This window comes from Mycobacterium sp. (genome assembly GCF_049278535.1).
Taxonomy (GTDB): Bacteria; Actinomycetota; Actinomycetes; order Mycobacteriales; family Mycobacteriaceae; genus Mycobacterium.
On record NZ_JBAPMI010000170.1, the window covers coordinates 1 to 23618 of the forward strand.

Genomic DNA, 23618 nt, shown 5'->3' on the forward strand with positions numbered 1-23618 from the left:
ATCGCACACAGCAACGAATGCGAAATCTGCGTCAACACGCGTGATGGCGACGGAGTCGCCAATGATGTGGACGAAGATCTGTACCAGCACGCCGACCAGTGGCGCACCTGGCCCGGATACAACGACCAGGAGAGGCTGGCCGCCGAGTTCGCCTACCGGTTCGCCACCGAACACACCGTGCTGCGCGACGACGAAGACTTCTGGACCCGCTGCAGCGAGCACTTTTCCGATGAGTTGCTCGCCGATCTGGCCTTGTCGTGTGCGCTGTGGGTGGGCATGGGACGCGTGCTGCGCACCCTGGACATCGCGCAGTCCTGCAAGCTCACCCTGCCAAGCCGGGTATGACCCACCGAGCCCGGTAGCCCGAGCCCACTCCCGCTTCCCGGCACATGACCACCACACCGCTGGCCGCCGCGGCCATCGCCCAACTCGAGGCCGAAGGGGTGGACGCGGTCATCGGCACGGTGATCAACCCGGCCGGGCTGACCCAGGCCAAGACCGTGCCGATACGCAGGACCAACGCCTTCGCCGATCCAGGCCTTGGCGCCAGTCGGGTGTGGCACGGCTTCGCCATCGATCAGACCGGCATCGCGTTCACCGATCACATTGGAGTGGTGGGGGATGAGCGCATCCGGATTGACCTGTCCGCCTTGCGAATTGTGGGTGACGGGTTGGCGTGGGCGCCCGGCTCATTCTTCGAGCAGGACGGCACACCGGTGCCGGCCTGCAGCCGCGGAACGCTGGCACGGGTCGAGGCGGCTCTCGCCGAGGCTGGAATCCAGGCTTTGGTCGGCCATGAGATCGAATTTCTGCTGGTTGCACCGGACGGTCACCAGCTGCCCTCCACCGTGTGGGCGCAGTATGGACTGGCCGGTGTCCTCGAACACGAAAATTTTGTTCGCGACGTCATCGCGGCGACATCGGTGTCCGGCGTTGCGATCGAGCAATTACACCCTGAATACGGGACCAATCAGTTCGAGATCTCGCTGACGCCGCAATCACCGGTCGCCGCGGTCGACCAGATGGTGCTGACCCGAATCATCGTCGGCCGTATCGCCCGACGCTACGGGTTGCGCGTCAGCATGTCGCCGGCGCCGTTCGTCGGCAGTGTCGGATGCGGTGCCCACCAACACTTTTCGTTGACGAATTCGACCGGCCCGCTGTTCTCCGACGGAGCGGGTGTGCACGGTATGACGAGCAAGGGCGAAAGCGCTGTCGCGGGTCTGCTCCGAGGGCTACCGGAGGCCCAAGGAATGTTGTGCGGTTCGATCGTGTCCGGATTGCGATTGCAACCCGGCAACTGGGCGGGCGCCTATGTCTGCTGGGGCACCGAGAATCGAGAAGCTGCATTGCGCTTCGTCGCAGGCGGCCCCGGGAACCCCTACGGCGGCAACCTCGAAGTCAAGGTCGTCGATCCGTCAGCCAACCCGTATTTCGCGACGGCAACCATCCTCGGCCTGGCGCTGGACGGCGTCACGCAAAATGCGGTGTTGCCCGCCGAGACAAAAGTCGACCCGACAGCGCTGAGTGACTCTGAGCGCAGCCGCGCAGGAATCACCCGACTGTCCACATCGCAGGCGCACACCATTGCGGCACTCGACAATTCGCAACTAGTGCGCAGCATTCTCGGCGATCCTGCCGTCGATGTCGTTGTCGCGGTCCGGCGTTTCGAGCACGAGCACTACGCCCATCTCAACCGCGAACAGTTGGCCGACAAATTCCGGATGGCCTGGAGCGTATGACGTGTCGGCCCTGATGGAGCACATCGCCGGCGTGCTCCTGATCGATCAGCATGCGCACGGTTGCTGGCTGGCGGCGGGGGACCGGCGGCGGTTTGAGAACGCCCTCAACGAGGCCAACACCGATCCGCTCGCCGACTTCGACTCGGGATTCGACACGCAGCTCGGCTTCGCCATCCGTGCTCACTGCGCACCGTTGCTCGGTCTCGCTGAACATGCTGAGCCGCGGGACTATTGGCAACGCCGCAGCCGGCACACCGAAGCGGAGCTGGCGCGGATTTTTCTGCGCGCAGCCGGCGTCAGCGACTGGCTGATCGACACCGGTTACGCCGAGGGTGTCACCGACTTGGCACACGTCGCCGAGCTGTCCGGAAATCGTGCGCACGAAGTCGTTCGTCTCGAACAGGTGGCCGAACAAGCCGCCGATTCCCCAGGTTATTACGCATCGGCATTCGAACCGATCCTGAGACACCGCATGGAAGCGGCGGTAGGGACCAAATCCGTCCTGGCGTACCGCGGCGGATTCGACGGCGACCTGAGCAAGCCGTCGGCGGCCGAGGTGGCGACCGCGGCAGCACGGTGGCGCGACGACGGCGGCCGGCGGCTCACCGATCGGGTGCTGCTGCGGTTCGGGCTGCATCAGGCACTGCGAGTCGGCAAGCCGCTGCAATTCCACGTCGGCTTCGGCGACCGGGAGTGCGACCTGCACAAAGCCAACCCGCTGCAGCTCCTGGACTTTCTGCGCCAGTCCGGCGACACCCCGATCGTGCTGCTGCACTGCTACCCCTACGAGCGTGAGGCCGGCTATCTGGCCCAGGCGTTCAACAACGTCTATGTGGACGGTGGGCTGAGCATCAATTACCTGGGCGCCCGAGCGCCGGCGTTCATCGGCCGATTGTTGGAGCTGGCGCCGTTCCGAAAGATCGTCTATTCATCGGACGGGTTCGGTCCCGCGGAGTTGCACTATCTCTCTGCGACGTTATGGCGCAACGGCATTCATCGAGTGCTGAGCGGATTTGTCGACGACGGCGACTGGAGCCTTCACGACGCGATGCGGGTGGTCAGCCTGATCGCCCGCGACAACTCTGCGCGCATCTATCGGCTGAGCGACGCCTGAATCAGGCATAAACGCCGTCCCAGACGGGTATATGGCGGCTATGGCGACGCTGGGTGACCTCAAGGATTGGGTGCGGGAGCAAGTCGCGTCGCGTGTTCCCAAGGCCGATCTGGATCAACGCGACCCCGACTACATCCGCGACCAATTGCCCGGAACGTGGCTGCTGGCCTCGCTGTATTTTCGAGCTGACGTGCAGCACCTGGACCGAATTCCTGCCGAGGGTCCGGTACTGCTCGTGGGGAACCACAGCGGCGGCAACGTGCCTCCGGACACTTTCGTTTTCACCCTGGCATTCTGCTCCTACTTCGGTGTGGAACGGCCCTTCTACCAACTGGCCCACAACCTCGTCGTCTCCGCACCTCCGTTGGGCTGGCTGCGCAAGTTCGGCACAGTCGCGGCCAACCACGAAAACGCCCGGCTAGCATTGGAATCCGGCGCGGCGCTGCTGGTCTACCCCGGCGGAGACTATGAGGTCTTTAGACCTTCCTGGGAGCGACACAAGGTGGACTTCGGTGGCCGCATGGGATATGTCGGGCTGGCGCGCGAAGCGGGCGTGCCGATCGTGCCCGTCGCCAGTGTGGGCGGCCAAGAGGCTGCGTTGTTCCTCGACCGCGGCCAATGGCTAGCGAAGCTGCTTTTCGCCGATAAACTGCTGCGACTTAAGAGTATTCCGATCTCGTTGGCGTTGCCGTGGGGCCTGAACATCAGCGACCTGGCCGGTCACATACCCCTGCCGACCAAGATCGCGATCGAGGTACAGGAACCCATCGAGGTGGACGGCGATGACCAGGCCGTGCATGACAAGGTGGTGGCCAGCCTGCAGGCCGGTGTCGACCGCCTCGCCGCCAAGCGTCGATTCCCGGTGATCGGCTGATGCGCGTCGAACGCCGCTGCATAATCGATGCCGACCGCGACGCGGTCTGGAAGATCGTCGGCGATCCGGACCGCTACCCGTCGTTCATGACGAACCTGGAACGCTGGGAGACCGCTAATGACCAGCCGGCGGGCGTCGGTGCCCGCTACTTCGTGCATTGGAAGATCGGCTCGGTGCCGGTGGGTGGACTGATCGAATTGGTCGAGTTCGACGACCTGCGCGACCTGGCCTGGGTCGGAATCACCGGTGTCAACCTGCGCGGCCGGATCCGGTTGCGCGACACGGAGAAGGGCCAAACCAAGGTGACCTTCCGGCTGTCCTATCAGGCTCCGGGCGGGATCTTGGGCTACATCGCCGACCGGGTCGCGGTAAGTCAGGTGGGTCGCACCACGGCGGACACCCTCAAGCGCCTCAAGCAGCTTGCCGAACGCGGCGGCTGACTAGCTCAATCCCGTCGCGTCGAATATCCATGACGTGTGTATCAGGTCATGCACGCCGGGCAACGATAACTGGCGTACGAGCAGCATGCGCCACCGCGCTGCTGACCGATCCGAGTGCCATGCCCGCGAATCCACCGCGACCGTGGCTACCGACCACGACAAGCTGCGTGGTTGCGGACAGGCTGAGCAGGCGAGCCGCTGGCCGGTCGTCCATCACGGTCCGGTGTACGTGGACGTCGGGGTAGCGCTCCTGGTAGCCGGCCAAGCACCCGTCAAGCATTGCGCCGACGTCGGACAGCCCAGCCAAGTATTCCGTGCCCAAATACTTCGACATCTCCGTATCGCTCGCCGCGTGAAGCACTACCAACTCGGCGCCTCGCATCGAGGCTTCTTCGAATGCGATTTCGGTCGCGAGGTCGGAAGCCGCCGATCCGTCGGTGCCCAGCAACACCGGCGAGTGCTCGGCCTGCGCCTCGAGTGACGCGTCCTCGTGGACCACGGCCACCGGGCAGTGCGCGTGATGGACCAAGGCGCTGCCGACCGAGCCGAGCAACACTCGGCGAACAGCGCCGAGGCCGCGAGCGCCAACAACGACCATGGTCGCGTCTTTGGACATGTCGACCAGTGCCGATGCCGGCCGGGAATAGAACAGTTCTCGCCGAAGCTCGCGCGGTCGCTCGGCCATTGAGTAGCTATCGAGATTCTGAACCGCGTCGTCGAGGATGGCCTTTGCGTCGGCTTCGTAAAGCTCGCGTACCTCCGACATGGGCCAAAGCGGATTGGGCATCGCGATGGCTTGGACAAGCGTGAGGCAAGTTCGACGCATGACTGCCTCGTGCGCGGCCCAACGCACCGCGACGTCGGCATACCCCGATCCGTCGACGCCTACGACGACACCGAAGTGCTTCTCTGAGCCGTTCATGCGTCTGTCCTTCCGCCCGTCGAGAACTTCTGTACAAGCGAGTGCAGGCTTGGTCTTGACGCTAGGTGTGCAGAGTCCAGGCGGATAAAGGCTTTGGTCCTCAATAACTGAGCCACAGGGCCTTTCGTGGCGGAGGTGCCTAGAGATCGATAAGGGGCGCGGTCCAGCGAACAACGGTTCCACCCGCCGCTGATGAGGTGATGTCGCAGGTGCCGCCAACTTGTTCGGCTCGATGTCGCATGTTCGACAATCCGCTGTGCCGCTGATTGTCTGCCGGAATTCCGCAACCGTTGTCGGTCACGTCGATCCGGAGTTCATCGGCTACCGTCACTTCGATACTCAAATGTGTTGCGCCGGAGTGCCGGACGGCGTTGCTGACAGCCTCCGTCACAGCAGCCTCGGCGTGCTGAGCCAATTCGGGACCGACGGCGGTCGTCGGTCCGGACACGTGCACCGTGGTGATGACGTTCCGGTTCTCTGTGAGATTGGCGACCGCGTCTTGGATACGCCTGCGGAATCCGCCGCCGCCCGTAGTTGAGGTCTGCAGGGCGAAAATGGTGTTCCTGATCTCTTCGATGGTGTTCTGCAGATCGTCAATGGTGCGGTTGAGTCGCGCGACGAGGTCAGGGTTGCGCGCGCGTGCAATGGTTCCCTGCACATCCAATCCCACGGCAAACAGCCGTTGAATGACGTAATCGTGTAGATCGTGAGCGATACGTTCTCGGTCGGCCAGAATCGACAATTCGCGGGCGTTTTCACCGCTGGCGGCGAGAGCAAGCGCCAAAGCGGCCTGGCTGGCGAAGTCACCTACCAAGTCGAGATAGCTGGCGTCGAACGGCGTTTGATCACTGCCGCGGGCCACGGCGATGACGCCGGTAACCGTTCGTTCGTAGCGAAGCGGCATCACGATGGCGGACCGTTCGCCTGCGTCAGTGAACGCTTGGATGGGATATCGGAACGATTCGGTGATTAGGGGTGCCCCGGCGCGAAAAACGTGGCCTGTCGTCGAACCGTCGACAGGAACCTCTTGGCCGACGACTTCGTCGGCATGTACGCCGACCGCGGCCGATACGACCAGATTCTCGATTTCCTCAGGAGGCATATCTGCGTCATCGGGAATGAGAACGATCGCTTGTTCCGCCTCCGTTAGCTTCTGCACTTGTTCGGCGATCAATCGCAGCGGCCGATGAGCTGAGTCGCTACCCAAAAGCAATTCGGTGGTGATCTCCCGGCTGGCTTTCATCCAGTCGGCCCGCCGCTCAACGCGTTCGAAGAGCTGCGCATTGTCGATCGCAACTGCCGCCGCGGACGCGAATACCTGAACCGCGATCTCGTCGGATTCGGTGAAGCTCCATGCCGGCCTGTCGTCGGTAAGGTACAGGCCACCGAATATGTTGCCGCGGACCATGATCGGCACGCCCAGAAATGCGCGCATCGGAGGGTAGCTCTCCGGAAACCCGAGTGCTGCGAGGTGCTTAGTGAGATCGTCCAGGCGGAGCGGCAAAGCCTGATCCGACACAGCCCGTAGGACACCGTAGACTTTCGGCGGGTCACCGCTGTGCGCATCAGCCGGCTTTCCTGCATGCACGAAAGACATCAAGTTGCCGTCCGCGTCAAACGTCCCCAGTGCACCGTATCGACACCCGGTCAACTCCAGCGCCTCGGTGGCTGCGCGATGCAGTGTCGAGTCGAGGTCGTGGTCGGACCCGATTGTCGCGATGGCGCGCAGCAGACGCTCTGTCAGGTCGCGGGCCCCGAGCAGCTTGCCGATCTCTGCAGGGAAACGGCCGATCAACGCCCGCTCGTCCGTGCGGGCAAAAGGCGACTCGTTCTCACTACTACTCACTGGCGCGCAACCTCCGCGGCCCCCGTCGCTCGTCGTTAGCGTACGCCCGAACAAGCTCCACGCGACCGTCCACGGAGGATTCTTAACGCGACGGCTTGATCGAGGAACCACTCAAGTGCGCCGCTGCTCAATGGCATTTCACGGTTAGCCGGCGCGCGCGCCTCGCTTGACGGTAGGCCCTCGTGAGGGTGACTTTGGGCCCTACGAACCCAGTCGGTCGCGGCAGTAGTAAGGAGTTATGCGACCAACTGTCGACTTGCCGACCGCCACCCAAGTTCTCGTGACGAACATATGGCCCGTGCCTGGTGTTGATGAGAACGCTCGGAACGTCGCCGGAAACTTGCACCTAAGATTCAGGGAGACAACATGATTGCAGATCGTGGCGCGAGGCCGGTTGTGGTAGGTATCGACGGCTCGAAGGCGGCGGTGAGGGCGGCCGTGTGGGGTGCCGCCGAAGCGCTTCAGCGCGATATCGCGCTCAAGTTGCTCTACGTGATTGACTCCCATCGGTCCGTCACGCCGGGTGTCGTCAAAGCGCAGCACCTCGTAGCAGGTGCCGCTTTGCGAGATGCGAACGCCGCTGTGGAAGCAATGCAGAGGCCGATCAAAATCGAGTTAGACACCATCTGCGGCGATCCAGGCACCGTACTAATTGAGGAGTCCCGATCCGCTGCGCTGCTGTGCGTCGGAGCTCCGAAAGCAAATCCTAACGGGCCTTTCGATTCGCTGGCCACCGACATGGCTGCCCACGCTCGCTGCACCGTAGCTGTCGTGCCGGCAATAGACGCCTCAGCGGAGGGAACCGGCTGGGTTGCCACGTTGTTGGAGCCCTCGACGATCGACTACGACGTCCTCCAACAGGCGATGGAAGAAGCGGAACTTCGCCGGCTCCCGTTGCATGCCGTGATGGCGACCCCCGCTACTGCAGCGGTCGATGAGTTGCTGATCAGCTGGACGCAAAAATATCCCCACATGGACTTGAGTGTCGTGCACACCGATCAACTGCTGCGGTACGTCGCTGAACACGAGGTGTCGATCAGATCGATGGTCCTGGGCGCGAGCCGTCGGGGTGAAATCGCGAAATTGATCGAGTTAATCAGATCGAGGGCAGCGGCCTATAACGACTTTTCGGTCATCGCAGTTCGTGGCCAACACCTTTGAGCCTTGAGACCATCGCAATCAGAAAACCACCGAGATGGATGAGCCTGTTGTAGGTGCTGTCGATCCAGGCCCGAAGACCCATCTCGCCTAGAGCTTTGACGTCGCTGTCGACGAACGCGCAACGATGATCGGTACTTGGACAACCTGCAAGACAGCGTTGCTTACCGAGCCCAAGAACGTCCGGCCTAAAGCACCTCGCCCGTGACTGCCCAGCACAACCAGCTGAGCGGATTTCGCCATTTGGGCAATCACATCGGCTGCTCGGTCGCACACCAAATGCCTGCGGAGTTCTACATCGGGGTAGCGCTCTTGCCAGCCAGCCAGACGTTCCGCCAAGCTGCGATCTTCTTCGGCCTTCACAGCCGACCAGTCCAAACCCGGCAACTCCAGAATGGCGATGTCACTCCAGGCATGAACCGCAACCAGGGCGGCCTTGCGCCGTGATGCTTCATCGAAGGCGATAACGGTCGCCAGTTCCGAGGCCGGCGACCCATCAATTCCAAGCAGCACGGGACCCTGCAAATCGGGCCTCGGTCCGCCTGCGTTACGAACGACAGCGACCGGGCAGTGCGCATGCCGGACCACGCTCGTACTGACCGATCCAAGCAAGCTGCGCGCGAGCGCGCCACGCCCGCGGTCACCCACCACTACAAGCTCGGCGTGTCTGGACAGATCGACCAGCGTTGCGGCAGCGGGCGAGAAGATCAATTCACATTCGATGGGAATCGCACGACGGCCCCGGATGCTGTCATCCGCAATTTTCAAAGCATCATTGAGAATTCGCTTGCCTGCGTCTTCTTGCCATATCGCGACCTCTTCCACCTCTGGCGACTCAGGCCACGTCGCGGCGAAGAGGTTTTCAGCATGGACCAGGGTTAGCCGCAGATGACGCATCACCGCGTCACGAGCCGCCCACTCGACTGCCGAATATGATGCTGGTGAGCCATCGACTCCAACCACGATGCCATTGCAGGCGAATTCTGACATATTGCGCTCCTTCGCTCATTAACAGACGATAGGAGATGCCGGATTGATAATCGTGATGCATTGGTCCTCAGGTCAAGGGTCGTAGGACTCACGTACGCAACACATCTCGCCGTTTTTCTCGGCATGATCGATCCAGTCGAGTAGTACCGGTGTGGTGTCAATGAGATGTGCGGTATCCCATGAGTCGTCGCGCAAACTCAACTGCCGGTCAAAGGTCCCGGCGTGCGATTCGGCGGATTGCGGCACCGCCGGGACCAATGGCCCTAGTAGCGGACAAGGCGGCCAGTAACGTCGAAGGACAGGTCGGACGTGAAGGATCAGTCATGCTGCAGACGAGACCAGGCATTGCGGTCATCAGGAACGCACTTAAGGTGGCATGCCGAGCACCGTCGATACACAACAGCCAGCCGTGGCATTGGGTGCTCAATGAGCCTGAACTGCAATTGTTTGTCGATCGCATTCGACGGGTGGACATTGCGGATCAATCCGGTCGAGAAGCAATCCTCAGCTGCGGCAGTGTCCTTGATCACCTCCGCGTTGCCATGACGTCAGCCGGTTGGAAAGCGCAGATTAGCCGATTCCCCGAGCCGGATAACCCGGATTTATTGGCAACAATCGCATTCCGTCCCGTCGAGTTCGTCACCGAGATCCAACACAAACGCGCCGCAGCGATTCTGGAACGTCGCACCGATCGACTGCCCCTCTGCCGCCCCACCTTATGGACATGGTTTCTGCCCGGCCTACAGAAAGAAGTCGGCGACACTGCCGTCATGCTGAATGAGCTCTCCGACGAAGTACGACCCCAGCTGGCCTCAGCTTCTCACTCCACCAAGATCGTGCGCGGCAATGACGCGACTTATCAAGCCGAACTGCAGTGGTGGACATCGTCATTCGCGCTATCCGACGGCATTCCACCTGAAACGCTGGCCTCCGCATCGGAACTTCGCCGCATCGACATAGGGCGGGATTTCCCCACTACCAGCCATTCCGAACGGCGCACAGGCGTCGCGCTCGACTGGTCGAGGATCCTTGTGCTCTCCACCTCAGGCGATACGCGAGTGGATGTACTACGTTGCGGCGAAGCCCTGTCCAGGGTCCTGTTGGAGTGCACAATGGCCGGAATGGCGACCTGCACGTTGACACATCTGATCGAGTTGGAGGAGAGCCGTAACATTGTGCGGCGTCTCATCGGCCAGCGCGGCGAACCGCAAGTGCTGATTCGAGTCGGCATAGCGCCGCCGATGGAAGTTCTGCCCGCTGCGACGCCACGACTGCCGCTTGATGCGGTATTGCAAATCGCAGAGTCGGAAGTCCTTTGCTCCAAGGACAATTGCCGCTGATAGGGTGCTCAGAGCCGTCCTATCGTGGTGATATGAAGACATTCGAACCTATCACTGTTCTTTCGACGAGTGAAAGCTGGGACCTGCTGGCAGGCGTGTCGCTCGGGCGTCTCGTGACCAGTGCCCTGGGCCAGCCCGAAATATTTCCAATAAATTTCGTTACCCAAAGGCGCACAGTGCTTTTCCGCACTGCCGAAGGCACGAAATTGGTCAGCGCCGCCGTCAATAATCATGTGCTCTTCGAAGCCGACGACCACGATGCCGGCGAAGGGTGGAGCGTCGTGGTGAAAGGCACAGCGCGGATGCTGCGAACCAATGAAGAGCTGGAGGAGGCCGGACGCGCGCAGCTCCTGCCGTGGACAGCCACACTGAAGCAGCATTTCGTCCGCATTCTGCCGGTCTCAATCACGGGCCGCCGCTTCCGATTCGGCCCTAAACCCGAGCCGGAATCCACATTTGCCTAATTCACCAAGTCCGACAACAGGCTCAGCGAACAACGACCAGGGGTGCTTTCGAGGACTGGGTCAGAGCAGAGCTGACCGAGCCCAACCGCATATGGGGAAAACCGCCACGTCCACGGCTACCGACCACCACGAGCTGAGCATGTCGCGACTCCTCGATCAGCCAATGAGCCGGCTTGTCGCATACGAGCCGTCGGCGCACCTGCACGCCTGGATATTCCTGCTGGTAGCCAGCCAGGCGTTCGGCCAGGATTTCCGCGCCTCGGGTTTCATAGTCCCGCCAATCCATCCCAAGGATGGGGAACACCGCAACGTCACTCCAGGCGTGCAAGGCGAGCAAGTCCACCCCACGACGTGACGCCTCCTCGAATGCGAAAGCGATAGCCCCGTCAGACGCCGGGGATCCATCGACACCCACCAACACTGAGCCTGTTTCGTCTTCGGGGTCGTAGTGGATCACCGCGACCGGACACTGCGCGTGATGCACCAGACTGTTGCTGACGGAGCCCAGTAGAAACCGTCCCGGCGGCGTCATGCCGCGGCTACCCACCACAACCATGTGAGCCTGTGCCGAAGCGAGGACGAACATGGCGGCCACCGGCGAGCAGGCGATTTCGGTGTGCAGATCCAGCGACGCCGACGTCGTCACGCACGCCACGGCGGTCTTACGGGCTGATTCGATGACGTCACGAGCGTTGTCTTGCCATACCTGCGCGATCCTGTCTTGCTCAGCACGCGTAGCCCAGTCGGGGAGCGGCTCGATGACATGCATCAAGGTGACGGGTACGTCACGCATCACCGATTCGCGGGTCGCGAAGCGGATAGCAGCATCCGATTGAGCCGACCCGTCGACTCCAACCAATATTCCGGATTTCGTTGCAGGCGAAGACATCTTGCCACCCATTCGATTAGAGCCCGTCGTGGGCCGTTTGATCACAGCTCTTGCGTGGTAATGCAGCGACCAGTGGTGTGTCGGCTCCCACCGGGCCGAGCGCAAAAGCGCAACCAGGTAGACCCAAAGGGCGATCGCGACCTGGCAGGGTTGTGCAGAAGAAGGCATCGTTGTCGGCGAGATGCTGCTGCTGGTCGTCTGGCAGATCCGTTTCGTAGTAGATCGCGTCCATGCGGCAGATGGATTTGCAGGCACCGCAATCCACGCACTCGTTTGGATTGATGTACAGCGATCGTGCCCCTTCATAGATGCAATCGACTGGGCACTCCTGGACGCAAGATTTGTCCATCACATCGACACAGGCACTGCCGATCACGTAGGTCATAGAGCGAAGCGTATTTGCGATGACCTGCTGAAAGCTGGAGCACAAGGACCACTTTCGCGGGGACCATCGGCCTCCAGCTTCTCCGGAGGAGAGGCAACAGGCAGGTGATTTCTTCTACTCGTGTCCTCGTCACGAGCGGTTGGGCCCGGCAAAAGAGCGTAGGGGGTCACCGGGACCAAAGGATGCCATGTCAGTGACTTATGGCCCCTGACGATGCTGCAGGTAATCGATAGCGTTACCGCACAAGTGTCGGCGCGAATCGCCCGGCACGCGTAGAACCGGGGAGTTGCCGATGAGCGGTGTGCAGGTACAACCTGCAGTCGTGGTTGGCGTCGACAGTTCGGCGGCGGCCATGCACGCGGCCCTATGGGCTGTCGACGAAGCCGTCAGTCGGGACATACCGCTGCGGCTCGTTCACGTGTTGGAGACGGAAGATTCCGGACCCATCGGCACTGCTCAAAGACTAGCCGATGCCCAGAACGCCATCGGTCGCGTCGGGAGCGCAGTTGAAGCCACTGACAAGCCGATAAAAGTCGAAACCGATATCGTCAAGGGCCGAGCCGCCGGCACCCTTGTCCGGCTATCGCATCAGGCCGCGATGCTTTGTCTCGGAGTGGTCGGATCAAATCCCATCCGCCACGGACAGGTCGGTTCAACCACCGCAGCTGTTGCCGGCTCGGCACACTGCGCGGTCGCCATTATCCGTGGGACGACACCGCCAATCCAAAACCGAGCCAAGGTCATTCTGGTCGCTACCGACGACTCGCCAGATGATGGAGTTCTCTTGCAGACCGCAGCGCACGAGGCCGCACTGCGCAACGCACCGTTACGAGTGATCACCTGCTGGCAACCCCCGCACTGGGATCCCGAGGCTACGCAAGAGGGTGATCAACGCATACTTGCGCAGCTCGATCGCCGATTGGCGCGGTGGCGGCGCCTCTATCCCGAAGTTCTTGTGGAGCCGGTTGCCGTGCACGGCAATCTTTTCGGGTACTTAACGGCGCAGGCTGCCCAGCTGCAGATGCTGATTGTGAGCGCTCGCGGTCCGGGTCACGTTCGTGAGGTCGTCGGCCCTGCGGGCAACGCTGCGCTGCGTTCTTCCGACTGCACGGTCTTGGTCGTCGATCACCAGCATCTGTGACAGACGGCGAGCATGATAACCACAACGTCGAACTGATTGGAGGGTTCACCATGGTTGTGAAAGTCTTCCTTGTCGATGACCATGAGGTCGTCCGCCGCGGGATTGTGGATTTGCTTGGCGCTGATCCAGAACTGGAAGTCGTTGGTGAAGCAGGTTCGGTTGCCGAGGCGATGACCCGGATAGCAGCGGTCCGGCCCGACGTCGCCGTCTTAGACGTCCGGTTGCCGGATGGCAGTGGCATCGAGTTATGCCGGGATCTGCTGTCAGACCTCGGCGATTTGCGTTGCTTGATGCTGACGTCGTTTACGTCTGATGAAGCGATGCTTGACGCGATATTGGCCGGTGCGAGCGGTTACGTCGTCAAAGACATCAAAGGAATGCAGCTAGCGCAGGCGATCAAAGATGTCGGCGCCGGCAAATCGCTACTGGACAACCGGGCTGCCGCGGCACTGATGGCGAAACTTCGCGGTGCGGCCGAACGCGCCGATCCACTGGACGGGCTAACCGACCAGGAGCGCACGTTGCTAAGCCTGCTTAGCGAAGGACTGACCAACAAGCAGATCGCCGCACGCATGTTCCTCGCCGAGAAAACCGTCAAAAACTATGTGTCCCGCTTGCTGGCCAAGCTGGGGATGGAACGGCGAACGCAGGCAGCGGTTTTCGCGTCCAAACTCAACACAACCGATCGACCGAACCGATGAGCGACGTCAAGACCTCTGCAATGCCTGTCCAGCGCTGTGACCGAAGCAGCTAACGCGCGCGGCGCGGCTCACCCGCTACGAGATACATTGTCGCAGCTGCGGTTGCGAGAGCTGCTGGCCGAAGTCCAAGACCGAATCACCCAAGTCGTCGAAGGGCGTGACCGACTCGACGGCTTAGTCGAAGCCATGCTGGTGGTCACATCGAATCTCGATCTGGACACTACGCTGCGCACGATCGTGCGTACTGCAATCGACCTCGTCGACGCCCGTTACGGCGCGCTCGGCGTGCGGGGGAGTGGACCCGAACTCACGGCGTTCATCTACGAGGGGATCGGCGACGAGACACGCGAGCAGATAGGGCATCTCCCCGAGGGACGCGGTGTTCTCGGCGTCTTGATCGACGATCCAAGGCCGATCCGATTGAACGACATAGCCCAGCACCCAAGCTCTGTGGGGTTTCCGCCGAACCATCCGCCAATGCGGGCGTTCTTGGGTGTTCCCGTCCGGATCCGCAACGAGGTGTTCGGGAACCTGTATCTGACCGAAAAAGCCGACGGAAATCCGTTCAGCGAAGATGACGAGCTACTTGTCGAAGCACTGGCTGCGGCCGCTGGGATCGCGATCCAGAATGCCCGCCTCTACGAGCAATCGAGGACGCGGCAGGCTTGGATTGAAGCGACGCGCGACATCGCTACTGAGCTGCTGGCCGGCACCGACCCAGCAACCGTATTCCGGATGGTTGCCGACGAAGCTCTGAAACTATCTGAGGCTCAACTGACTTTGGTTGCGGTACCGGTCGAAGGGGACACGCAGCCATCCGATGTAGATGAACTGCTCGTGACCGACATGGCCGGGAAGCTGCCCGAGTTCGCCCAGCCAGCGACGCTGGCGGTTCGCGGGACGCCAGTCGGCGACGCCTACCAGGAGCGCACCCCGCGGCGTTTCGACAATCTCGAGCTCACGATCGGTGACCTGGAGGTCGAACCCGGCCCCGCATTGGTGCTCCCTCTGCGAGCCACCGACAGCGTCGCCGGTGTGCTCGTCACGCTACGTCCAACGCATGCAACGCCATTCAGCCGAGACGACGAAGAGATGATGACCGCCTTTGCCGACCAAGCGGCGCTCGCCTGGCAACTGGCCACTTCGCAGCGCGTGGCGCGGGAACTGGACGTCTTAGCAGACCGTGACCGTATCGCTCGCGACTTGCACGACCATGTCATTCAACGCTTATTCGCCGTCGGGTTGGCACTGCAGGCAACGATCTCACGAACGCGATCATCCGATGTTCAGCAACGGCTTTCGGAATACGTCGACGACCTTCAAAGCATTATCGGCGAAATCCGGACGACGATTTTCGATCTCCATGGGCCGGCGACCGGGATGACTCGGTTGCGCCAGCGGCTTGACCAGGCGATTGCCGAGTATTCAAACGAGTCTTTGCACATCACGACGCAATTCGCGGGGCCGCTTTCGGTGGTGGGAACCAGTTTGGCAGGGCACGCCGAAGCCGTTGTGCGCGAGGCGGTCAGCAACGCTGCCCAACATGCACACGCTAGCAAGCTCCACGTTGCCGTGAAGGTCGAGAATGACCTGTCCATCGAGGTTCGGGATGACGGTCGAGGCATCTCCGAACGCACCAAACAGAGCGGTCTGATGAATATGCGTTATCGCGCTCGAAAAGCGAACGGTTCCTTCAGCATTGAAACCCTCGAAACCGGGGGCACTGTGTTGCGCTGGTCGGCACCGCTCTTATAGGCGGAAGCGGTTCGTCCGGTAACCGAGGGCTAAGCGCCCGCGGCTGAGTGAAAGTCCCACAAAGCGGAGCCTTTTGGCTCTATAGACCGTTGACGGTGCCGGGCCATGGTGGATGTGGGTATCTAGTACAGAAAGCGGTGGCCCCTATGAGCGCTCATTTCCCGGATCACGACATTGTCCGCGCTGTGCTGTCGCTGGCCACCCGAGCTCCATCGGTTCACAACACCCAACCGTGGCGCTGGCGGGTGGGCTTAGACAGCCTGCACCTGTACGCCGACCGCAGCTTACAGTTGTCCAGTGCTGACCCTGATGGTCGTGATCTGATTTTGAGCTGCGGGATTGCGTTGCATCACTGTGTCGTCGCGTTAGCCGCGCTCGGGTGGCAAACGAAGGTTCATCGTCGGCCAAATCTTGATGACTCCGAACACCTTGCCGCCATTGAGGTTTACCCCCAGCCGCCCAATGAAGTTGATGTCAGCTTGGCGGCCGCGATCCCGCACCGGCAGACAGACCGACGCCGTTACAGCGCCTGGGACGTCCCAGCCGGCTACATCGCCCAGATGGGTGCGCGTGCAGCGCGTGCCGGGGTGATGCTGCGCCAGCTCGAATCATTGCCACGACTGCAAGAAATAGTGGCGCAAGCGGCGTGGCGACACGCGGTAGACCACGACTACTTGACCGAACTAACCACCTGGAGTGGGCGGTATGCATCGGTGGCCGGTGTTCCGGCCCGCAATACACCTCGGGCCCGACTTGCCGCGCCGGTGTCGCATCGAGAATTCGCTGGTCCCGCGTTGGTGCAGTCACCTGCGACCGAGTCGGTCAACGACAACGCAGTCGTACTGGCGCTCGGTACCAGGTATGACGGCATCGTGCCGCGGCTACGCGCCGGCGAAGCCACCAGCCTGGTGCTGCTCACCGCAACTGCACTCGGCCTGGCTAGTTGCCCGATTACCGAACCGCTGGAAATCGTCGATACGCGTGACGCAGTGCGGGCCGACGTGTTCGGAAAGAGCGGCTTTCCTCAGATGCTATTGCGAGTCGGCTGGGCACCTGTCAACGCGGACCCGTTGCCCACGACGCCCCGCCGAGCACTGAGAGACGTTGTCGAGTACTTGGATGGCTCAGCTTTCGCTTAGCTAAGTCGAGACCTCGGGCAGATCGACGTCGAGATGCACGACGCCGCTAACGGCGCGCACCCGGTGTGGCCGCAAACCCGCATCGCGAAGCACCTTCAGCAGTAGATGGTTCGTTGTCAAGACATCTGCGACCATGTGCCGAATTCCGTTGGCCCGGGCTATCTGAGCGAGTCGCCGCAACAGAGCCGTACCCACCCCGCGCATGTGATTCTCGTGCGCCACCACGACGGCGACCTCCGCGGTCGCCGTCTTACCGCACATGATGTAGTTAGCAACGCCGATCAACGTGCCGGACTCAAAGGCGCCCAACGCGTAGTCATCACCATGTCCGTCAGCCAGTTTGCTGGCTAAAGCTCTCAGATGTACCGGGTGCATTGTGAAGAACCTCAGGTAGCGTTCGCGCTGACTCAATGTGTCGTGCAGCGCTAAGACGGCGTCTGCGTCGACCGGCTCAAGGCGCCGGAGCACTATCCAAGCGCCGTCTGCAAGCTTTAGGGCGAACGCCCGCTTAGTAATGTCCTTTTCGCGCATGGCCGTCGGCATGATGTGTCACTCTCAGGAGTTCGGCGTGCGGACGATGAGCGCCGAGCACTCAGCGTTTCCGAGAATGGGGTGACGACGTGGCCCGACGAGACGAGCGAGTTGGTCCACATCGTCGCAGCCCAGTACCGTGAGCTGAATCTGTCTATCGATCATGGCAAGGAAGTCGGCGATATCGCTGCCGGTGCGCGCAGTGTGGACTTCGACGCCAGGATAGCGACTGCCCCAAATCTGCATCCGCCGGTCCAGCTCGTCCGCGGGAATTTCGCCTACATCGCTTCGCCAGGCCCCTAGAGCCAAGACGGGGGCGTGGCGCTGCTGGGCCTCGTCCATTGCCTGTTCGACGACGTCGTCGTTGTCAGGTGAGTCTTCAACGGCGACCGCGATGAAGGAGCGCCCCGGCTTATGCTGGCTTTGGTGGCTACGGATAATCGCGACGGAGCAGAGCGCGGCTTCGGCGAGTTCTGTTGCGGTGGAACCCAGGAACAGCTTTGCGACACGTCCGATGCCTGTAGATCCTATGCAGATCATGGCGGCACTGCCGGATCTCGCGACAAGCTGAGCCGCTGGATCACCGCGCAATATCGCGGTTTCGACTTTGACGATTTTGCCGCTGGCTTCAACCGCAGCAGAGGCTATTCTCAGCGCGGTCTCGCCGTATTCGTGCTCCATCCGCTCGTTGCCAACCGAGGCGAACGGTGCCGGTTCGATGTCTTCTGGGATCACGAAGATCAGTCGCAGCGGGAGCTCGCGGCTGATAGCTTCATCGACTGCCCACATCGCGGCCTGGATCGCGGCTTGCGATCCGTCGATACCGACGATCACCGACGATTGCTGTTTGTCCGAATTATTTTTCGCAATGTGTTTCATCGTCGCACCCTTAGAACTTCCGACAGCTTCCGTCGCGGGGTGGGCGGCGGCGTCTTTTCGGTGACTGGTACGACGCCCACACGGATCAGCACTTGTGGAATGGCATCGTGATTCATCAACGATTGGATGAGTTCACGAGCAACGCTTACCTCGGTTACATGCGTCACCGGGCAAGTCGCCAGGCCCGCCATGGTGCATTCCAGCAAGACCGCGGACAGCACTTCCCCGGACGACAGCGCGTCGCTGTGCCCGTCGTCATCAGTGGACAGCAATAGAACTTTGGCGCGGTCTTCAGGGATCTCCAGGCGCCGTTCTGGCCGGCGGAAGGCGGGAAACACTCGTCCGACACCGACTCTGTCACCCTCAGCCGCTGAGACAAGCGCGCTATAAGGGATACCCTCGGATGGTTCGAAAGGTGCAGTCCACCAACTTAATTCATCATTATAGGCAGTGTTATAGAACCGCAGCGATTCGGCGATCTCAGCCGCTTCGATAAGTTGTGGGCGCACCTCCTCCGAAAGGACTTCCAGGTGGACCGTATCGCGGTTGCCACAATTGGCCACTATCGGTTCGAGGGCTCCCCAGTCTGTCACGGCGCTGAACGGCAGCCTGTCGGTGTGACGAGTTCGGATCGCCTTTGCCCGAAGTTGGTCGCGCTCACTCAGATACGCCACCGGGGTGAAGTCGAACGTCGCTAAATGGTTGGGATTTGCGGGATTAGGAAATCTCTTGATGTGTGCCTCCCATCCGGCAGCCGCCATTGCTACCCGCAGATGATCGAGGGCGGCTCCGCACCCGATCAGCGCTTCTCGCGCCGACTGATCGGTGGTCATCACCCGACTCGGGTCGAGAAACAATTGGAGTTCCCCACGACCGAGCACCCACTGCCAGGGTTGGCTGTTATGCAGTGAAGGGGCACGGCACGCCGCGCCCACCGCCTCCTCAATGACTTCGTCTGTCGCCTTGATTTCAGGCATTTGACGACCTCCCGTTCTCTGTTCGTGGTTCCAAGCCTGCTATGGCACCAGCTGCCGGGGCAGGGCCTTTCGTCCCCGATTCGGCGGCCATCGGGCCGTACCTCTCCGAGCCGACGTACTTTGATGCATCGGCCTTCGCATGACGTCTGCACAGCAGGTGCTTTCGTGGGCTGCCCAGGACGGATCACAAATGCCCAAGACGACGACTCCAAACGTGGAACCGACGCCGTGGGCACTGGTCAAGCTGCGCCGAGTGAAATATAGGGCCGGCAGCTGATCACTGCGAGCGCTTCGTGCGTCCGTCCCAATCATCGATCAAACACCGAATCTCGTTCTCCCACTGAGCATCCCGTATCCGTGCCAGATGGCTTCGAACAGCGCCGAGGCTCAGTAATGCAATCACGAACAGGATCCACCAGGCGACAGCTCCTGCAAGGACCGCATTTGCGCCGGCCAAGGCAGGCGGTGTCGGTGCGCCCACTTGATTTCCGTTGGTGTCGATCCAAATCTGCAGTGGTGCATTACTTTTTACTGAACGATCCCAGTCGAGTAATTTGGTGTGGTCGACATCATTCGCCCGCCACCGGACCACCACTTTCGAGGTGCCCGGCCCGGGAAAGGTTGCTGATGTGCTGCTGTCCTCGACTGCTCTCGCCGTGACCGTGTGTCGGGCTTTCGCCTCTTCGAGATACTTGCGCGATTCAATATCGTGGGCCAGCGTGCCGAGTACGCCTGCGCACGCGGCAGCCACGATCACCAGGAAGACAGCCAACGGGATAGTTGCTGCTTCGATACGGTCTGTTTTCCGCATCAGCGGATTTCGGCTAAAAACACGCAGAACCGGCCAGGTAGTGGGCCGGATAGCAAAGCTGTCCATGTCGATCTCATCTCAGATAATTTGCGACGATGCACAAGACTCGCAATACACCATGACGAGCCCTAGGGCCCAACGTCCACGACCGATGGGTCAAACGCCTCCTGCTCAGAAGTGGGCCGCGCGGATAGCGTTATCGGAGTTCACATCGGCTGAGGAGCACATCATGGATACCCCAACGTCACTCCGACCGGTCGTCGTCGCGATAGACGGTTCGCACGCAGCGATCGGCGCCGCCGAGTGGGCAGCCAAAGAAGCTCTCCACCAGAACGTTCCGCTCCGTCTCATTCACGTCATCCACATCACTGACCAGTCGACGGACCGGCCTGATGAGCATCCGATCGAGACCGAGTATGCCGAAACATGTTTGCATGCAGCTTGTTCGGCGGTGGAAGCGATCGGCGTTCCTATCCAGGTCGAGACTGCAGTGCTACGCGGCGAGGTCGATTCCACTCTGATCGAGGAGTCGAAAGGCGCCACCCTCATGTGCCTCGGCTCCACAGGCATAGGTCGAGTGGCCGCCGCGATGCTCGGATCGACTGCAGTAACGGTAGCCGAACGAGCTCGTTGTCCCGTGGCTATCATCCGGCGCAATCACGACCGGCCACTTCCTGAAACCGGCTTCATCGTCGTAATCCTCGACGGCCGACCCGGCAACGACGAGGCTATGCAGTGGGCCATGGAAGAAGCCCGCGTGCGACGCGCACCGGTGCTGGCGCTAGGGACCTGGCCGTGGCCGCTTTTCGATATCGACTACGAACGGTTTGATCGAAAGCTTGACCACTGGTTGCAACGGTATCCGGACGTGACGGTGGAAGTCGCGACGACGCGCATGAGCGCGGTTCGGTATCTCGAGGATTACATCGGCGCACTTCAACTCGTGGTCATCAGCAGTAAGAACGTCGATCGAGTGATGGACTTGGTAGGCCCGCACACGGTGTCGATCCTCGCGCACGCCAATTGCTCGGTGCTCATTGCCCGGGATCAAAATTTTTCAATGAATTCTCATCGTCACGACTACCGGTGTCCGGCCGAAATAGAAAGAATCGCCCCATGACCGACACCCAGCACACCAACGCTGCAGCGCTCACTGCGGGACCTCTTTCGGAGGATCAGTTACGCCTGATCGATGCATACTGGCGGGCGGCGAACTACCTGTCGGTCGGTCAGATCTACCTGCTGGAAAACCCTTTGTTGCGTGAGTCGCTGGTACCAGAGCACGTCAAGCCTCGGCTACTGGGGCACTGGGGCACCACCCCAGGGCTGAATCTGCTCTACGCGCACCTGAATCGGATCATCCGCAACCGTGACGCCAACGTCATCTTCGTCACTGGACCCGGCCACGGCGGACCGGGGCTCGTCGCCAACGCCTACCTGGAGGGCACCTACGGCGAGGTCTACACCGGTATCGGCGGGGACACCGACGGGATGCGAAAGCTGTTCCGGCAGTTCTCGTTTCCCGGTGGAATCCCCAGCCACGTTGCTCCGCAGACGCCGGGCTCGATCCACGAAGGTGGCGAGCTCGGTTATTCCCTGGTGCACGCTTACGGCGCGGCGTTCGACAATCCCGATCTGGTGGTTGCCTGCGTTGTTGGCGACGGCGAGGCCGAAACCGGGCCGCTGGCGGCCGGCTGGCACTCCAACAAGTTTCTCGACCCGAACGCCGACGGGGCGGTCCTGCCTATCCTGCACCTCAACGGCTACAAGATCGCCAATCCGACGGTGCTAGCGCGCATCCCGCACGCTGAGCTGGAATCGCTGCTGCGCGGCTATGGATACCGGCCAATCACCGTCGCCGGCGACGAGCCGACCCATGTGCACCAACAGCTTGCGGCTGCGCTCGACGACGCGTTTGACGACATCGCGAGCATTCAGCGCGACGCGCGCAGCGGCGCCACAACCGAACGGCCAGTTTGGCCGATGATCGTGCTGCGCACGCCGAAGGGATGGACCGGGCCCGCACAGGTCGACGGCAAGCAGGTGGAGGGCACGTGGCGAGCACACCAGGTGCCGCTCGCCGAGACCCGGGACAACCCCGCTCACCGCGCCCAGCTCGAAGCGTGGATGCGCAGCTACGCACCCGACGAATTGTTCGACGAGAATGGCAGGCTGCGCGCGGAATTGCGCGCGCTTTCACCCGACGGCGATCGTCGGATGAGCGCCAACCCGCACGCCAACGGCGGTCTGTTGCTGCACGATCTGGACTTACCCGACTTTCGCGACTACGCCGTCGCCGTGCCGCAACCGGCCACCGAAACCCACGAGGCTACCCGGGTGCTGGGCACTTTCCTGCGGGACGTGATCGCACGCAATCGCGACCGATTCCGGCTGATGGGTCCCGACGAGACCGCCTCGAATCGTCTCGACGCGGTCTATGAGACGACTGACAAGGTGTGGGAGTCGGAAACCCTTGCGGTCGATGAACACCTCGCGCGGTCCGGCCGCGTGATGGAGGTGCTTTCCGAGCATCTCTGCCAGGGCTGGTTGGAGGGATACCTGCTGACCGGACGCCACGGATTGTTCAACTGCTACGAGGCATTCGTGCACATCGTCGACTCGATGTTCAACCAGCACGCAAAGTGGTTGTCGACCAGCCGCGAATTGCCGTGGCGGCGGCCCATCGCGTCGCTCAACTACCTGCTGAGCTCTCATGTCTGGCGCCAGGACCACAACGGGACGACGCACCAGGATCCCGGCTTCATCGACCTCGTCGCCAACAAGCGCGCCGAAGTGGTGCGGGCTTATCTACCACCGGACGCCAACACGCTGCTGTCGGTGGCAGACCACTGCCTACGCAGCCGCGACTACATCAACGTCATCGTCGCCGGCAAGCAGCCCGCGTTGTCCTATCTCGACATGGAATCCGCGATCGCGCACTGCACCCGCGGGCTGGGGATCTGGCAGTGGGCCAGCACCGCGACAGCCGAGCCCGACGTGGTGTTGGCCTGCGCCGGCGATATCCCCACCCAGGAGACATTGGCCGCAGCCGATATTCTCCGTCGCGAACTGCCCGACCTGGCGGTGCGGGTAGTCAACGTCGTTGACCTAATGCGCCTCCAGTCCGATTTCGCACACCCACATGGCTTGCCGGACAACGAATTCGACGCGATATTTACCACCGATACACCTGTCATCTTCGCGTACCACGGCTACCCGTGGTTGATTCACCGGCTCACCTACAGTCGCGCTAACCACCACCACATGCACGTTCGCGGCTTCAAGGAGCGAGGTACGACGACAACGCCGTTCGACATGGTGATGCTCAACGACCTCGACCGTTTTCATCTGGTCATGGACGTCATCGACAGAGTGGACGGACTGGCAGACCGGGCTGCGGTGCTGCGCCAGCGGATGGCTGATGCCCGCCTGGCCGCCCGCCGCTACACCCGCGAGCACGGCGAAGACGACCCCCGCATCTCTGGATGGACCTGGGCTGAGTCGCGTTGACCGTCAGCTG

Annotated in this window: 23 protein-coding genes; 14 read left to right on the top strand and 9 right to left on the bottom strand. The window is 61.7% G+C overall.

Annotation, left to right across the window (positions count from 1 at the left end; translation table 11 throughout):
* The 5 genes from WAO18_RS11260 to WAO18_RS11280 form a co-directional block, all read left to right on the top strand.
* On the top strand, positions 1-345 hold a 345-nt coding region (locus WAO18_RS11260), incomplete at its 5' end, for a carboxymuconolactone decarboxylase family protein (RefSeq protein ID WP_422206363.1).
* Positions 346-389: 44 nt separating this feature from the next.
* Complete coding sequence (locus tag WAO18_RS11265; RefSeq protein ID WP_422206364.1) at positions 390-1742, top strand: glutamine synthetase; 1353 nt, start codon at positions 390-392, stop codon at positions 1740-1742.
* 13 nt (positions 1743-1755) lie between these two features.
* Positions 1756-2856, top strand: coding sequence for an amidohydrolase family protein (locus tag WAO18_RS11270; protein ID WP_422206388.1), 1101 nt, complete (start codon positions 1756-1758; stop codon positions 2854-2856).
* A gap of 40 nt (positions 2857-2896) precedes the next feature.
* Positions 2897-3730 (top strand): 1-acyl-sn-glycerol-3-phosphate acyltransferase, encoded by an 834-nt coding sequence (locus tag WAO18_RS11275; RefSeq protein WP_422206365.1) that lies wholly within the window; start codon positions 2897-2899, stop codon positions 3728-3730.
* Positions 3730-4170: an SRPBCC family protein gene (locus WAO18_RS11280; protein WP_422206366.1), complete on the top strand. Its 441-nt coding sequence runs from the start codon at positions 3730-3732 to the stop codon at positions 4168-4170. The genes WAO18_RS11275 and WAO18_RS11280 overlap by 1 nt, the downstream gene beginning before the upstream one ends.
* 46 nt (positions 4171-4216) lie before the next feature.
* Here the strand turns inward: WAO18_RS11280 and WAO18_RS11285 are convergent, their stop codons facing one another.
* Both WAO18_RS11285 and WAO18_RS11290 read right to left on the bottom strand, forming a co-directional pair.
* The gene (locus tag WAO18_RS11285; protein ID WP_422206367.1) at positions 4217-5092 is read right to left on the bottom strand and encodes a universal stress protein; all 876 of its coding nucleotides are present in this window, start codon (positions 5090-5092) and stop codon (positions 4217-4219) included.
* Between the two features lie 139 nt (positions 5093-5231).
* On the bottom strand, positions 5232-6887 hold the full coding sequence (locus WAO18_RS11290; protein ID WP_422206389.1) for a GAF domain-containing sensor histidine kinase: 1656 nt from the start codon (positions 6885-6887) through the stop codon (positions 5232-5234).
* Between the two features lie 417 nt (positions 6888-7304).
* On the opposite strand from WAO18_RS11290, the gene WAO18_RS11295 reads away from it, so the two are divergent.
* The gene (locus WAO18_RS11295) at positions 7305-8099 is read left to right on the top strand and encodes a universal stress protein (RefSeq protein WP_422206368.1); all 795 of its coding nucleotides are present in this window, start codon (positions 7305-7307) and stop codon (positions 8097-8099) included.
* Between the two features lie 87 nt (positions 8100-8186).
* Here the strand turns inward: WAO18_RS11295 and WAO18_RS11300 are convergent, their stop codons facing one another.
* Positions 8187-9086 (bottom strand): universal stress protein, encoded by a 900-nt coding sequence (locus tag WAO18_RS11300; protein WP_422206369.1) that lies wholly within the window; start codon positions 9084-9086, stop codon positions 8187-8189.
* 323 nt (positions 9087-9409) lie between these two features.
* Here WAO18_RS11300 and WAO18_RS11305 point away from each other — a divergent pair, with 323 nt between their 5' ends.
* Entirely contained in the window at positions 9410-10426 is a 1017-nt protein-coding gene (locus tag WAO18_RS11305; RefSeq protein WP_422206370.1) for an Acg family FMN-binding oxidoreductase, read from the top strand.
* A 32-nt stretch (positions 10427-10458) separates the two neighbouring features.
* Positions 10459-10890, top strand: coding sequence for a pyridoxamine 5'-phosphate oxidase family protein (locus WAO18_RS11310; RefSeq protein WP_422206371.1), 432 nt, complete (start codon positions 10459-10461; stop codon positions 10888-10890).
* A 22-nt stretch (positions 10891-10912) separates the two neighbouring features.
* On the opposite strand, the gene WAO18_RS11315 is transcribed toward WAO18_RS11310, so the two are convergent.
* Entirely contained in the window at positions 10913-11779 is an 867-nt protein-coding gene (locus WAO18_RS11315) for a universal stress protein (protein WP_422206372.1), read from the bottom strand.
* Positions 11780-11795: 16 nt separating this feature from the next.
* Positions 11796-12164 (bottom strand): ferredoxin, encoded by a 369-nt coding sequence (gene fdxA, locus WAO18_RS11320; protein ID WP_422206373.1) that lies wholly within the window; start codon positions 12162-12164, stop codon positions 11796-11798.
* A gap of 292 nt (positions 12165-12456) precedes the next feature.
* Here fdxA and WAO18_RS11325 point away from each other — a divergent pair, with 292 nt between their 5' ends.
* The 4 genes from WAO18_RS11325 to WAO18_RS11340 all read left to right on the top strand — a co-directional run bounded on the left by WAO18_RS11325 (position 12457) and on the right by WAO18_RS11340 (position 16900).
* Positions 12457-13305, top strand: a complete 849-nt coding sequence (locus WAO18_RS11325; protein ID WP_422206374.1) for a universal stress protein — start codon at positions 12457-12459, stop codon at positions 13303-13305.
* A 50-nt stretch (positions 13306-13355) separates the two neighbouring features.
* Positions 13356-14006 carry a hypoxia response regulator transcription factor DosR/DevR gene (gene dosR / locus WAO18_RS11330; protein WP_422206375.1) on the top strand — a complete coding sequence of 217 codons (651 nt, stop codon included), beginning with the start codon at positions 13356-13358 and terminating at the stop codon, positions 14004-14006.
* Positions 14007-14192: 186 nt separating this feature from the next.
* Complete coding sequence (locus tag WAO18_RS11335) at positions 14193-15761, top strand: GAF domain-containing sensor histidine kinase (protein WP_422206376.1); 1569 nt, start codon at positions 14193-14195, stop codon at positions 15759-15761.
* Positions 15762-15907: 146 nt separating this feature from the next.
* On the top strand, positions 15908-16900 hold the full coding sequence (locus WAO18_RS11340; RefSeq protein ID WP_422206377.1) for an Acg family FMN-binding oxidoreductase: 993 nt from the start codon (positions 15908-15910) through the stop codon (positions 16898-16900).
* Here WAO18_RS11340 and WAO18_RS11345 read toward each other — a convergent pair whose 3' ends face one another.
* The 4 genes from WAO18_RS11345 to WAO18_RS11360 form a co-directional block, all read right to left on the bottom strand.
* The gene (locus WAO18_RS11345; RefSeq protein WP_422206378.1) at positions 16901-17443 is read right to left on the bottom strand and encodes a GNAT family N-acetyltransferase; all 543 of its coding nucleotides are present in this window, start codon (positions 17441-17443) and stop codon (positions 16901-16903) included.
* A gap of 12 nt (positions 17444-17455) precedes the next feature.
* Entirely contained in the window at positions 17456-18310 is an 855-nt protein-coding gene (locus WAO18_RS11350; protein ID WP_422206379.1) for a universal stress protein, read from the bottom strand.
* Positions 18307-19287, bottom strand: a complete 981-nt coding sequence (locus tag WAO18_RS11355) for an Acg family FMN-binding oxidoreductase (protein WP_422206380.1) — start codon at positions 19285-19287, stop codon at positions 18307-18309. The genes WAO18_RS11350 and WAO18_RS11355 overlap by 4 nt, the downstream gene beginning before the upstream one ends.
* A 277-nt stretch (positions 19288-19564) precedes the next feature.
* Entirely contained in the window at positions 19565-20164 is a 600-nt protein-coding gene (locus WAO18_RS11360) for a hypothetical protein (RefSeq protein WP_422206381.1), read from the bottom strand.
* Positions 20165-20327: 163 nt separating this feature from the next.
* On the opposite strand from WAO18_RS11360, the gene WAO18_RS11365 reads away from it, so the two are divergent.
* Both WAO18_RS11365 and WAO18_RS11370 read left to right on the top strand, forming a co-directional pair.
* A complete protein-coding gene (locus WAO18_RS11365; RefSeq protein WP_422206390.1) occupies positions 20328-21218 on the top strand; it encodes a universal stress protein in 891 nt (296 codons plus the stop codon).
* Entirely contained in the window at positions 21215-23608 is a 2394-nt protein-coding gene (locus WAO18_RS11370) for a phosphoketolase family protein (RefSeq protein WP_422206382.1), read from the top strand. The genes WAO18_RS11365 and WAO18_RS11370 overlap by 4 nt, the downstream gene beginning before the upstream one ends.
* Positions 23609-23618: the final 10 nt, after the last annotated feature.